The sequence below is a fragment of the Tessaracoccus bendigoensis DSM 12906 genome, from assembly GCF_900141915.1.
GTDB classification, from domain to species: Bacteria; Actinomycetota; Actinomycetes; order Propionibacteriales; family Propionibacteriaceae; genus Arachnia; species Arachnia bendigoensis.
This window is the reverse complement of sequence record NZ_FQZG01000041.1, coordinates 25,950-37,511: the sequence shown is the minus strand read 5'-3', so window position 1 is coordinate 37,511 and position 11,562 is coordinate 25,950. Positions and strand designations below refer to the sequence as shown.

At 67.6% G+C, this 11,562-nt stretch carries 14 protein-coding genes; 1 reads left to right on the top strand and 13 read right to left on the bottom strand.

What is annotated here, in order from left to right; genetic code table 11:
• The 5 genes from BUC15_RS20435 to BUC15_RS11530 all read right to left on the bottom strand — a co-directional run.
• Positions 1 to 188, bottom strand: a 188-nt coding sequence (locus tag BUC15_RS20435; RefSeq protein WP_217652216.1) for a hypothetical protein, incomplete at its 3' end; no start/stop codon positions are given.
• A 665-nt stretch (positions 189 to 853) separates the two neighbouring features.
• Positions 854 to 1,909 carry an ABC transporter ATP-binding protein gene (locus tag BUC15_RS11545; protein ID WP_073188395.1) on the bottom strand — a complete coding sequence of 352 codons (1,056 nt, stop codon included), beginning with the start codon at positions 1,907 to 1,909 and terminating at the stop codon, positions 854 to 856.
• Entirely contained in the window at positions 1,902 to 2,684 is a 783-nt protein-coding gene (locus tag BUC15_RS11540) for an ABC transporter permease (protein WP_084189540.1), read from the bottom strand. The genes BUC15_RS11545 and BUC15_RS11540 overlap by 8 nt, the downstream gene beginning before the upstream one ends.
• Positions 2,681 to 3,460, bottom strand: a complete 780-nt coding sequence (gene modA / locus BUC15_RS11535) for a molybdate ABC transporter substrate-binding protein (RefSeq protein ID WP_073188389.1) — start codon at positions 3,458 to 3,460, stop codon at positions 2,681 to 2,683. Before modA ends, BUC15_RS11540 begins: the two co-directional genes overlap by 4 nt.
• Positions 3,457 to 3,852 (bottom strand): TOBE domain-containing protein, encoded by a 396-nt coding sequence (locus tag BUC15_RS11530; RefSeq protein ID WP_073188387.1) that lies wholly within the window; start codon positions 3,850 to 3,852, stop codon positions 3,457 to 3,459. The genes modA and BUC15_RS11530 overlap by 4 nt, the downstream gene beginning before the upstream one ends.
• Before the next feature lie 72 nt (positions 3,853 to 3,924).
• On the opposite strand from BUC15_RS11530, the gene BUC15_RS11525 reads away from it, so the two are divergent.
• Positions 3,925 to 4,437 carry a MogA/MoaB family molybdenum cofactor biosynthesis protein gene (locus BUC15_RS11525; RefSeq protein ID WP_073188385.1) on the top strand — a complete coding sequence of 171 codons (513 nt, stop codon included), beginning with the start codon at positions 3,925 to 3,927 and terminating at the stop codon, positions 4,435 to 4,437.
• Positions 4,438 to 4,499: 62 nt separating this feature from the next.
• Here BUC15_RS11525 and moaC read toward each other — a convergent pair whose 3' ends face one another.
• The 8 genes from moaC to narI all read right to left on the bottom strand — a co-directional run bounded on the left by moaC (position 4,500) and on the right by narI (position 11,562).
• Positions 4,500 to 4,994: a cyclic pyranopterin monophosphate synthase MoaC gene (gene moaC, locus BUC15_RS11520; protein WP_073188383.1), complete on the bottom strand. Its 495-nt coding sequence runs from the start codon at positions 4,992 to 4,994 to the stop codon at positions 4,500 to 4,502.
• Positions 4,995 to 5,007: 13 nt separating this feature from the next.
• Positions 5,008 to 6,210, bottom strand: a complete 1,203-nt coding sequence (locus BUC15_RS11515; RefSeq protein ID WP_073188381.1) for a molybdopterin molybdotransferase MoeA — start codon at positions 6,208 to 6,210, stop codon at positions 5,008 to 5,010.
• Positions 6,204 to 6,989: a HesA/MoeB/ThiF family protein gene (locus tag BUC15_RS11510; RefSeq protein ID WP_073188379.1), complete on the bottom strand. Its 786-nt coding sequence runs from the start codon at positions 6,987 to 6,989 to the stop codon at positions 6,204 to 6,206. Before BUC15_RS11510 ends, BUC15_RS11515 begins: the two co-directional genes overlap by 7 nt.
• Positions 6,986 to 7,429, bottom strand: a complete 444-nt coding sequence (locus BUC15_RS11505) for a rhodanese-like domain-containing protein (RefSeq protein ID WP_217652215.1) — start codon at positions 7,427 to 7,429, stop codon at positions 6,986 to 6,988. Before BUC15_RS11505 ends, BUC15_RS11510 begins: the two co-directional genes overlap by 4 nt.
• Complete coding sequence (locus BUC15_RS11500; protein WP_073188406.1) at positions 7,420 to 7,827, bottom strand: molybdenum cofactor biosynthesis protein MoaE; 408 nt, start codon at positions 7,825 to 7,827, stop codon at positions 7,420 to 7,422. The genes BUC15_RS11505 and BUC15_RS11500 overlap by 10 nt, the downstream gene beginning before the upstream one ends.
• A 91-nt stretch (positions 7,828 to 7,918) precedes the next feature.
• Positions 7,919 to 9,313 (bottom strand): MFS transporter, encoded by a 1,395-nt coding sequence (locus tag BUC15_RS11495; RefSeq protein WP_073188377.1) that lies wholly within the window; start codon positions 9,311 to 9,313, stop codon positions 7,919 to 7,921.
• Positions 9,310 to 10,653 carry an MFS transporter gene (locus tag BUC15_RS11490; RefSeq protein WP_073188375.1) on the bottom strand — a complete coding sequence of 448 codons (1,344 nt, stop codon included), beginning with the start codon at positions 10,651 to 10,653 and terminating at the stop codon, positions 9,310 to 9,312. Before BUC15_RS11490 ends, BUC15_RS11495 begins: the two co-directional genes overlap by 4 nt.
• 150 nt (positions 10,654 to 10,803) lie before the next feature.
• Positions 10,804 to 11,562, bottom strand: a complete 759-nt coding sequence (gene narI, locus BUC15_RS11485) for a respiratory nitrate reductase subunit gamma (protein ID WP_073188372.1) — start codon at positions 11,560 to 11,562, stop codon at positions 10,804 to 10,806.

The following is an 11,562-nucleotide window of genomic DNA, read 5'->3' as shown; positions in this document are numbered from 1 at the left end:
GCCAGCTTCATCCCCCCAACCCACATCGACCCAACCCAGACCCCCAGACAACACCGCCGGCACCGCGTCCCAGACATCCTCAACAACCCCACCAGCAACAGCCCCCGCGCAGCCAGCAAGACCACGCAAACCACCACAGCAACAAAGACCGGCAGAACCGAGAAGACCACCCGGACCAGGAAGAGCACTGAAAGTCGCCCATCCGTCTGGGACCAGCCACCAGAACCCTCCACCTGGGACGAACCCATCGAGCCATCGGATCAGGACCAACTACCAGAGCCATCGGATCAGGACCAACCACCAGCGCCACAAGCCAAGGACGAGCCACCCGAGCCGCAACCCGACGAGGCCGAGTCGCCCGAACCCACCGACGACCGGGGCCAACCACCCAACCCCTCCGCCTGGGACCAGCCACCCACACCCTCACCGTGGGCAGAGCCACACGAACCCATCGACGACCGGGACGAGCGTTGCACCGTTGCCCCTGAACCCGAAGACGACCCCTGGCACCCGCACGCTTGGGGACCAGCCGAACCCCGAGCCGGATGAACCCGGCCCCGCGCGTCGGCTGAGCCGCCTGGCGCGTCGGTTGAGCGCGGCCCCGCGCGTCGGTTGAGCCGCCTGGTGAGGAACGAACCAGGCGTGGGCGTTACCATGGCGACACTGCGCAGGAACTTGTGGCCGGGGTCAGCGTGAAACTCACGATGGTTTCGTCACGGTCCCCGGCGCTCCGCGCGGTGGGCCCGGCTCAACCGACGCGCACCCGGCCAAACCGACGCGCACCCCGGCTCAACCGACGCGCACCCCGGCTCAACCGACGCGGCTCAACCAACCGGCTCAACCGAACCCACGCTCAGGCGACCGGGTGCAGGGCGACCTGGGTCGCCTTCACCACCGCCACTACCGCCTCCCCCTCGCCGAGGTGGAGGTCCCTCAGCGCCGACGGCGTCACGTCGGCATGGATCCTCTGGCTCCCAACCTCGAGGCTGACCCTCTGCACCAACCCGCGATCTTCGACCCCGACGACGGTGGCCGACAGCTCGTTGCGCGGGCTGCCGTGCGGTGCGGCCCGGTACAGGCTGACGGCGGCAGGAGGGAACACAGCCCGTGCCTGATCCGTCAACAACGGTGACTCCGCCATACCGGTCACCAGAGCACCGCCAGGCAGTTCGACGGCGTCGTCCACCACTCGCCCATGCAACAGGTTGAGGCCAACGAAGTCGGCCAAGAACCGCGTGCCAGGATTCTGGAAGACACGGTCGACGCCGCTTTGGAGAGCGACCCGACCCTCACTCAGGCAGGCGACACCGTCGGCCAGCGCCAGCACGTCGAGCGGGTCATGCGTGACCATCACGGTGGTGATCCTACGGAGCCGATCCCGGAGCAGGCGGCGCAACTCCGGGGTGGCGGCGGCATCGAGCGCGGCAAACGGCTCATCAAGCAGCACGATCTCGGGGTCGATCGCCAGCGCCCGGGCGATGGCGACGCGCTGCGCCTGCCCGCCCGAGAGCTCACGCACCCGACGGGGGCCAAAGCCGGCCAGGCCGACCGCCTCGAGTTCGGCCTCTGCCCTTCGTGCCGCGTCGCGCGCCGATGCTCCACGGGAGCGGGGCCCGAAGGCGACGTTGCCGACCACCGTGAGATGGGGGAAGAGCAGGGGCCGCTGTTCCAGGTAGCCGATCCGGCGCCGGTGCGCGGGCACGAAGGTCTGCGCACCGGCGACGACGGTGCCGCCGAGGGCGACTGTGCCCGAGTCCGGGCGGAGGGCGCCTGCGATCAACTCGATGCAGGTGGATTTGCCCGAGCCGTTGGGTCCGACGATCGCCACGAGCTCACCCTCCCCCAGCGTCAGGTCGAGCTCGACATCGCGAGCCTCGACCCTCGCGTCGATGCGGACGGCGTCAGGCATGGCTCCCCCAGGCCCGCAGGTGCGTGGCGACACCCACGACCAGCGCCGCGACCGCGAGCAGGACGACGGCGAGCGCCAACGCCAGGTCGGAGTCCGACTCCCGCAGCAGATAGATCTCGAGCGGCAAGGTGCGGGTGGTGCCCTGTAAGGAGCCTGCGAAGGTGAGGGTCGCGCCGAACTCGCCGAGCGCCCGGGCAAACGAGAGCGCCGTCCCCGACGCCAACGCCGGCGCCGCCATCGGCAGAGTCACCCGCCAGAAGACCCTCGAAGGGCTTGCCCCAAGGTAGCCGGCGGCGGCCTCAAAGTCGGAGCCGCTGGCCCGCAAGGCCCCCTCGAGGGAGATGACCAGGAAAGGCAGCGAAACGAACGTCTGCGCGACGATCACGGCGACGGTGGTGAAACCGATCTCGATCCCGATGGCCGACAGCGGCCCACCGATCAGTCCGCGACGACCGAGCGTCGTGAGCAGCGCCAGGCCCGCGACGACCGGCGGCAGCACCATCGGGATGGTCACCAACGTGCGCGCAACACTTCCCCAACGCCCATCGGTGCGGGCCAGCACCAGAGCGGTCGGCACACCGAGCGCCAGGACGAGCAGCGTGGAGATGGTGCAGGTGACCAGGCTGAGCCGCAGCGCGTCGACGGCCCTGTCGCTGACCAGAAGGCCGGGCAACTCGGCCCAATTCGCCCTGAGCAGCAGCCCGACCAGTGGGATCCCCAGCAGTGCCAGGGCCACACCGGTCGGGACCAGCGCCCAGCGCGGGTACCGCGTCACTGAGGCGCGCCGAACCCGTATCCGGCCAGCTTGGCCTGGCCCTCGGCGCTCAGAATCAGGTCGATGAACGCCTGGCCGGCGGCCTTGTCCGGGGCGTCTTTGACCAGTGCGATCCAGTAGGTATTGGGATCTTCCTTCGCGCCAGGAATCTCAAAGGTCTCGACCTTGTCGCCTGCCGATGTGGCGTCGGTGGCGTACACGATGCCTGCGTCGGCCTCTCCTGAGGTGACCTTGCCGAGCACGTCTGTGACGTTCGACTCCTCGGAGACGGGGCTTAGCGTGACGCCGTTGGCCTCGGTGATGCGCGCCGTCGCGGCCCCGCAGGGCACCTCGGCGGCGCAGACGACGAGCTTGGTGCCATCCAGCGACGTATCCAGACCGGTGACGTTTGCCGGGTTCCCCGCTGGCACCGCAATTACCAGATAGTTGGTGGCGAACATCTGCGGCTCCCCGTCGATCAGGCCCGCCTCGACCGCCTTGTCCATGTTCATCTGGTCAGCGGAGGCGAACACATCGGCAGGCGCGCCACCCTTGAGCTGGTCGACGAGGCCGGACGACCCGTCGAACGAGTAGTTGATGTCCGCGTCACCGGTGATCTCGGGGAACACCTTGTTCAGCGACGCGGCCGCGAACACGATGGACTCGCCGAGGGTAGCCTGCGTCGCACTCGGGGAGACGGTGGCCGAGGGCGTGGCGGACGACTGGTCTCCCTGCGAGGTGGCGGTGCCGCAACCGACGAGCAGGATCGTGGCTGCGAGGATGGCGAGGCGCTTCATGCGCGGTTCCTTTCGATGGTGACATTGGTGGCTTTGATGACGGCGGTGGCGACGACGCCGACCTCAAGGCCGAGTTCCTCCACGGCTTCGGTGGAGATCAGGGAGACGACCCGGAAGCGTCCGCACTGCAGCTCGACCTGGCTCATCACCTTGTCCGACACGACGCGCGTCACGAGCCCGGTGAGATGGTTGCGGGCCGAGCGGGAACCCTCCCCCAGCGGGTCGCCCTCCGCGAGTTCCTGGGCAAGCGCGGCTAGCGCGGCTCCGTCGACGCTCTGGCGCCCGGAGTCGTCGGTGCCGCCGGTGAGGCGACCGGCCTCGACCCAACGGCGGAGGGTGTCGTCGCTCACCCCGAGGAGGTCGGCGGCAATAGAGATCCGTATCTGCGTCATGTGGCAGACCCTAGCATCCGCATTTGCGGTTCCGCCGAACTACTTGGGCATAACAGTCGATATTATGGCTCCATGAGCTATCGCGCCGTTGTGATCACCTGTTCCGACAGGGCCGCCGCCGATGTCTACGAGGACCGCTCGGGGCCGATCCTGCGCGACGGCCTAGCCGCACTCGGCTTGGAGGTGGGCGACCCGGTGATCCTCCCAGACGACGCCGACCTGATCGCCTCTGCCATCAGGAAGGCCGTCGACGCAGGTGTCCGGATCGTGCTGACCACCGGCGGCACCGGGGTCGGCCCGAGGGACGTCACCGTCGAGGCGACCGCCACCCTCCTGGCATACGAGGTGCCAGGTGTCGCGGAGGCCGTCCGTGCCGCGGGGCTCGTCAAGACACCGCTGTCGTGCCTGTCTCGGGGCCTGGCTGGAGTCATCGACACCGGCGACACCCGCGCTTTCGTATTCAACGCGCCGGGTTCTCGAGGCGGGGCACGCGACGCACTGGCGGTCTTGGGCCCGATACTGACCCACATCGTCGATCAACTCGACGGTGCCGACCACGACCTCAACCGCCCAGCCAGCAGTTGATCCTTCCCGTGCGGGCGTCCCCCAAGTCCCGTCGGTGGCGACGGTGATAGGAGCGTGTCGCTTCAGCCCACATCCGGTGTCGGGGTGGTGCCGCGGATCCAATCGCCGGATCGCCCCCCTGACTTCGCAACCACCTTGGCCGAGACGATCTCACTTAGCTTGTCCACTCCCTTGATCATGTCGACCACGGCTAGGGCCGCGACCGTGACCGCGGTAAGGGCCTCCATCTCGACGCCCGTCCGGTCTGCGGTGCGCACCGTCGCCGAGATGTCCAGCCCCTCATCGACGATCTCCAGGTCGACCACGACCCCATGCACCCCGATCACGTGCGCAAGGGGCAGCAGGTCGGGCACCTTCTTCGCCGCCGCGATTCCGGCGATCCGCGCCACCGCCAGCACGTCTCCCTTCGGGACGGTGCCCTCCCGCAGCGCCGTGACGACCTCGGTGCTGCAGCGCACCGATGCCACGGCAGAGGCGGAGCGCACCGTCGGGGTCTTCTCGGTCACGTCGACCATGCGGGCGTGGCCCGCCTCGTCGAGATGGGTGAATCGCGTCATCGGATACTCCTGATCAGACGGTGTGCACCGTGACGGAATCGCCAACGGCTACGGATGAGACTCGCTCCGGTACTACGGCCAACCCATCGGCCAGGGCCAGCGAGGCGACCAGGTGGGACCCGGAGCCCAACCGGTGAACAGGGCTGACGCCGTCGGGGCCAACCCTTACGGGCGTGAACTGGCGCCGTCCCTCCGGCCCCTTCCAGCCCTCCGTAACGGGCAACAGCCGGTCGGGCCACTCCTCGCTCCACCCTCCCAGCCGCGCGATCAAGGGCCGCGCATACACCCACGCCGACACGAACACGCTGACGGGGTTGCCGGGCAGCCCGAGCAGCGGGACGAGGCGCCCGTCCGGCGCGGTCAGGCGCCCGCTGGCCTGGGGTTTGCCTGGTTGCATCGCGACCTTGTCGAACGAGATCTCCCCGTCGACGACCTGCCGGACCACCTCAAAGGCCCCGACGGAGACTCCCCCGGTGGTGAGGACCAGGTCGGCGGTCAGGGCGTCTGCCAGGGCGGCGCGGAAGTTCGCGGGATCGTCATCGACGGCGCACGCCGAGACCACCTCCGCCCCCCACCCGGTACACAACCCGGCCAAGAGCACCGAGTTGGAGTCGGGAATCTGGCCGAAACCCAGCGGCCGACCGGCCGCGACCAGCTCAGATCCTGTCGACAACACCGCGACGCGGGGCCTGCGGACCAGTTGAACCAAGTCGTGTCCCAGCGAAACGGCCGACGACGCCGCCGCCGCGCTCCAGCGCAGCCCTGCGCGCAGGACCGCCTCGCCGACGACGACGTCCTCGCCCCGGAGGCGCACGTGGCGCCCGGCCGGAACCGGCTCCCGGACCACGACCGATCTCGGCAGAGCCACGGCTCCCATCGGCTGATCCGTCTGCTCCACCGGCACCACGGCATCCGCCCCGGGCGGCAGCGGAGCACCCGTCATGATTCGGGCCGCCTCGCCCGCCCCGACGGTGGGCACCGAGGTCGCCCCGGCGGGGATGTCGCCCGCCACGTGCAATCGCACTCCCGGCGTGAGGTCGGCCGCCCGGACCGCGAACCCGTCCATGGCGGAGTTGTCGAACGGCGGCACGTCGACGGCGGCGGTCACGTCGGATGCGAGCACCCGCCCGATCCCCGAGCCGACGGCGCAGGGCTCCGATGGGAGCCTCGTCCCCAGCCCCAGAACGCGCTCGAGGTACTGCTCAACGGTCAACATTGCGGCTCAACCAACTCAACCACCGCCTTCCTCAGCGGCAGCTCCGACCAGCGCGACCTGACGGCATCGAGCAGCGCGACCCGGCCCACCAGCGGCGACCCGATCCCGGCCAACAGCTTGATCGCCTCGGTCGCCTGGAGCGACCCGATCTGACCGACCATCGCACCGAGCACCCCGATGTCCGTCGCCTTCGGATAGAGCCCGTCGGCCGGCTCTTCCGCGATCAGGTCGCGCAGGTACAGCCGGTCGCCGTGCGCGTCGGGCACCCCGAACACCGAGCATTGGCCCTGCATCCCGACCGCCGACGCCCACACCAGCCGGGCGCCGACCGCCTCGGCCGCATCGGAGAGCATGAACTTGGCCCCGAACGTGTCGGTGCAATCGAGCACCAGGTCGTAGGCCCCGAAAAGTTCGCGTGCCCGCTCCGGGGTCAGGTACTCGGGCAGCACCTCGACGGCGACGTCCGGGTTCAGAGCCTTGAGCCGCTCGGCGCCGGATTGGGCCTTGTTGCGGCCGAGTTCGGTGTGCAGCACTTGGCGCTGCATGTTCTTCAGTTCGACGGCGTCACCGTCGACCACCGCGATCCGGCCGACTCCCGCGGCCGCCAGATAGGGCAGCGCCGCGGAGCCGAGACCGCCTGCGCCGATCACGATCACCGAAGAGGCGAGCAGCCTCCGCTGCCCCGCCTCCCCCATGCCGACCAAGTCGATGTTGCGGACGTAGCGTTCGCGCTGTTCCTCGGTCAGCGACCCGGCCTCGGGCCGGTCGCCGGCGGTCATCGCTGACCGCCAGGCGGATACTCCTCGACCGGCCCGTCTGCTGCTCGCCACGCGGAGAACCCGCCGGCCAGATGGGTTACGTCGGTGCGACCCATCCGCACCAGGGCCGCGGCAGCCAGCGCCGAGCGCCAGGCCGAGCCGCAGTAGAGCAGGAGCCGGCGACCGTCGTCGAGCGCCGGGCGGTAGTACGGGCTGTCCGGGTCGACCCAGAACTCCAGCATCCCGCGGGGCGCCCGGTGCGCGCCCGGGATGATTCCCTCGCGCTCCCATTCACCCGGCTCCCTGATGTCGACGAACAGAACGTCCCGGCTACCGACGAGCGACTTGGCCTCGTCGACGGAGATGGGTGGCACCAGCGCGTTCGCCTCGGCCACCAGCGCGGCCGAGGATGTGGACAGCGGGGCACCGGGTTCGCGTGGAGGGTTCGATTTCATGGGCATTGCGACCATTCGTGTGTCCCATCCGCGAGGAACTGCTTCTTCCAGATGGGGAGGCTTTCCTTGATCTTATCGACCAGGTCGGACGCGCACCCGAACGCCTGCCCCCGGTGCGACGCGGCGACAGCGACATATAGAGCAACACCGCCGATTCCGAGCATTCCGACGCGGTGCTGGGCCGCGATGGCATGCAGGCCCTCGCGATCCGCGAACCCGGCCACCACCTCCTGCATCACCTGAGCCGCCGACGGGTGCCCGACGTATTCGATGCCGGTGACTGCCACCCCGTGGTCGTGGTTGCGCACGACCCCGGCGAAGGTGACCACAGCCCCGGCGCGTTCGTCGCTGACCGTTGCGAGTAGACGATCACAGTCGAGATTTTCGGTGGTGACATCGGCCACCGCGATCCTCGCCGTCAAGACAGACCTCCAGGGAATGGGGAACGGGCCAACCATATATCCGTGGTCGACCCGTCCCGGTGATGAAATCGGGTCAGCTCTTCTTCGGCGCCCCCGTCCGCGCGTAGCGCACCCACGTGATCCCGATGCACATGACCGCCCAGGCGGCGCCGATGATGTAGAACGCCGTCGGGCTCATGATGGTCAGGCCAACGCCGAACAGGAAGGGGCCGAAGGCCGCGATCGCCGACGTCCAACCGATGACGCCACCGGCCTGCCGCTTTTCGAAGATCATCGGCATCTGCTTGAAGGTCGACGCGTTACCGATCCCGGCGAACAGGAAGATCAACAACATGCCCCACAGGAACTGGTTGAATCCACCCTGCAGCGCGTCGGCGCTGGAGAGGTCCGGGGTGAGTGCCGGGATGGTGAAGAGGATCGACCCGAGCAGGCCGACACCCGAGATGAGCGTCCAGATCGCCCCGCCCATCCGGTCGGTGAGTGGGGAGAACAGGATGCGCGCGCCCGCGCCGACCAGCGGGCCGAGGAAGACGAACTTCACGGGATCGGGGATGGTGTAGCCCTCGATCAGCACGGTCGCGGTGGCACCTGCGCCCTCCACGATGCCCGTGTTCCCGGCCCCGTAGAGGTTGATCATCAGCAGCCCGAACTGGGCGGACAGACCCGAGAAGGTGCCGAAAGTCATGATGTAGAGGATCGTCATCCACCATGTGTCGGGGTTGCCGAAGATGTCGAACTGCTGCTTGATGCTGGCCTTCACGGGCACCGAACGCAACACGATGTAGGCCCAGATCGCCACCACGATGATGAGGGGGACGTAGACCAGCGCCGAGTTCTGATACCAGACTGTCACCGGGTCCTTACCCGCGAGCGCCATCTGCTGCGAGCCGAGGAACGTGAACATCCCGAAGCTGATCAGCCACGGGGTGAGCAACTGCACCAGTGAGACGCCGAAGTTGCCGATGCCTGCCTGGATACCGAGCGCGGTGCCCTGCTTCGACTTGGGGAAGAAGTACGACGTCGAGGGCATGAACCCGGAGAAGGCGCCGCCACCGATGCCCGCCAGGAACGCCAGAGCCATCAGCCGCCAGTAGGGCACATCCGGGTTGGTCACCTCGAAGCCCCAACCGAGGACGGGCAGGAGCAGCAGGAGCGTGGTCAGCGCGACCATCTTGCGGGTGCCGATCTTAGGCGGCAGCACCATCCAGACGATGCGCAGCAGGCCACCGGAGAGTCCCGGCATTGACGCCATCCAGTACAACTGCGACTTGGTGAAGGTGAAGCCGAGCGCATTCAGCTTCGGGATGATCGCGCTGGGGAGGAACCAGGCCACGAAGCACAGCGTCAGCGACACCGTCGTCACCGTCAGCGTGCTCCAGGCGAGCTTCTTGTCCCACTTCGATTCGTCTTCGGTGTCCCAGGAGACGAGCCAGTCGCCCTTGGTCTCCGGTCTGGTGCTGGTGCTCATGAAAGCTCCTTCTCAAGCGGACGGTCGATGCTGCCGGCCAGTTCAGGGGCCTTCTCGTGCAGCATCTTGACGATGGTGATGTGCATCCAGAGGCCGCAGATGGCCACGAGGATGAAGATGCAGAAGAATGTGCTGCTCGGGAAACCCGACCAGGTCTTGGTATAGGCAAACAACGGAGGCAGGAAGAAGCCACCGAGGCCGCCAAGCATCCCGACGAGGCCACCCACGGAACCGACGTTTTCGGGGAAGTACTCGGGGATGTGCTTGAACACGGCAGCCTTGCCGAAGCCCATCGCGCAGCCGAGCAGGAACACGAGGATCACGAACCAGACCAGATGGATCTCGTAGTGCCAGTGAGTGGTCTGTGCGCCGCCTGGATGGACGACGGTGATGAACCCGTTGGGCATCATCAGAATCCCGCTCGTGAGCAACATCATGGCGAAGGTGAAGTACATCACCTTCCTGGCACCGAAACGGTCGCTCAGCCAGCCGCCGACCGGCCGGAGCAGGGACGCCGGGAAGATGAACGTGGCGGTCAGGAGGCCTGCGGTGGTGAGGCTGACGTCGAAGTTGTCGACGTAGTACTTCGGCAGCCAGGCCGAGAGCGCAACGTAGGCGCCGAAGACCGCGACGTAGTAGAGGCTGAACCGCCACACCCGCACGTTTCTCAGGGGCGCGAGCATCTCGCGGATGGGCTTCGACGCCCCCGGTGCGCGGTCGACGCGCGGCACGATGATCCAGGTGAGGATGCCGACGACAACCAGAAGCACGGCGTAGATCACCGGGATCAGTCGCCAGCCGCCCTGGATGCCGAGGAAAAGGGTCGAACCGGCGGTGGCCGCGATCAGGGGCGGACCGATGAACTTCGTCACCGACGCCCCGACGTTGCCCGCCCCGAACACGCCGAGCGCCAGGCCCTGCCGCTCCTTCCCGAACCAGGCCGAGTTCCAGGCGGTGCCGACCGAAAACAGGTTTCCTGCGAACCCGACGAGGAAGGCGAGCACTAGGAGCATCGCGTAGTTGTTCGCGAATGACACCAGGTAGGCCGGGATCGCGGTGGCGAACAGCAGGAACAGCGTCACCTTGCGTCCACCGATCCGGTCGGCGAGGATGCCAGCCGGGAGGCGCCACATGGAACCGTTCAGCACGGCCAGCGCGGAAACCCAGGCCAACTGCTCGTCGGAGATTCCGAGTTCCTTCTGGATCGGGATGCCGAGAATCCCGAACATCAGCCACACCGCGAACATCAGGGTGAACGCGATGGTGGACATGGTCATTACCCGACCGGCGCCTTTGCCGGTCTCGTGCACCGGGGGGACCTCTATGAGGTTCTTACTCATTTTCGGTGGTCTCTCTACAACGTGGAATATCCAATTTTCTGGTAAATATGCGCCTAGTCTGCCGAAGCGGTTGTCCGGCGCCGACGGCGGGTCGGGTTAACGTTCCCGGGTGCGCGGTCCGCGCCTTCCCGACCCACACGATGAGACGTCTCAGCGTCGCGACTTCTCGTTGTCCTTGGTACCGATCGGGTCCCAGCCGCGCCCCTTGACCGTCTGCGAATGCCGCGCTTGGCCGTCACGGGAGCGGTAGACGATGTAGGGCCGGAACAGGTAGTGCAGCGGCGCGGAGAACGCGTGCACCAGCCGGGTGAACGGGATCATCGCGATCAGCAGCAGCGCGATGACCACGTGCGTCTGGAACTGCCAGGTCGCCGCCCCCATCGCCTCCACGTTCGGCTGGAAGGTGAACAGCGAACGGAACCACACCGAGACGGTCTCCCGGTAGTTGTGTTCCGCCCCGGTAGGCGTTTTGTCCCCGGTCAGTGTCGCGACCATGCCCAGCCCCACGACCAGGGCCAGCACCAGGTACATGATCTTGTCGTTCCACGTGGTGGCGCGGAACACCGCCGTCTGCGTGCGCCGCCGGTAGATCAGGAGCGCCAGCCCGAGCACGAGCGCCACACCGGCCAGACCACCGCCGTAGAACGCGCCCATGTGGTACATGTGCTGGTCGAGCCCGACCCAGTCGGTGAATGCCTTGGGGATCATCAGGCCGACGACGTGGCCGAGGAACACGGCCAGCAAGGCGAAGTGGAACACCGGTGAGGCGAACTTCAGGATCCTCGACTCGTAGAGCTGTGAGCTCCTGGTGGTCCAGCCGAACTGGTCGTAGCGGTGCCGCCAGATCAGGCCCCCGACGAATACCAGCGCGACGACGTAGGGCAGCACTCCCCACAGGAAGATCTCCAT

Coding starts and splice junctions, on each gene's coding strand:
- BUC15_RS11545 (WP_073188395.1), bottom strand. CDS start 1,909: ATGCCTGACGCCGTCCGCATCGACGCGAGGGTCGAGGCTCGCGATGTC.
- BUC15_RS11525 (WP_073188385.1), top strand. CDS start 3,925: ATGAGCTATCGCGCCGTTGTGATCACCTGTTCCGACAGGGCCGCCGCC.
- modA (WP_073188389.1), bottom strand. CDS start 3,460: ATGAAGCGCCTCGCCATCCTCGCAGCCACGATCCTGCTCGTCGGTTGC.
- BUC15_RS11495 (WP_073188377.1), bottom strand. CDS start 9,313: ATGAGCACCAGCACCAGACCGGAGACCAAGGGCGACTGGCTCGTCTCC.
- moaC (WP_073188383.1), bottom strand. CDS start 4,994: ATGACGCGATTCACCCATCTCGACGAGGCGGGCCACGCCCGCATGGTC.
- BUC15_RS11505 (WP_217652215.1), bottom strand. CDS start 7,429: ATGCCCATGAAATCGAACCCTCCACGCGAACCCGGTGCCCCGCTGTCC.
- BUC15_RS11530 (WP_073188387.1), bottom strand. CDS start 3,852: ATGACGCAGATACGGATCTCTATTGCCGCCGACCTCCTCGGGGTGAGC.
- BUC15_RS11490 (WP_073188375.1), bottom strand. CDS start 10,653: ATGAGTAAGAACCTCATAGAGGTCCCCCCGGTGCACGAGACCGGCAAA.
- narI (WP_073188372.1), bottom strand. CDS start 11,562: ATGGAGATCTTCCTGTGGGGAGTGCTGCCCTACGTCGTCGCGCTGGTA.
- BUC15_RS11510 (WP_073188379.1), bottom strand. CDS start 6,989: ATGACCGCCGGCGACCGGCCCGAGGCCGGGTCGCTGACCGAGGAACAG.
- BUC15_RS11515 (WP_073188381.1), bottom strand. CDS start 6,210: ATGTTGACCGTTGAGCAGTACCTCGAGCGCGTTCTGGGGCTGGGGACG.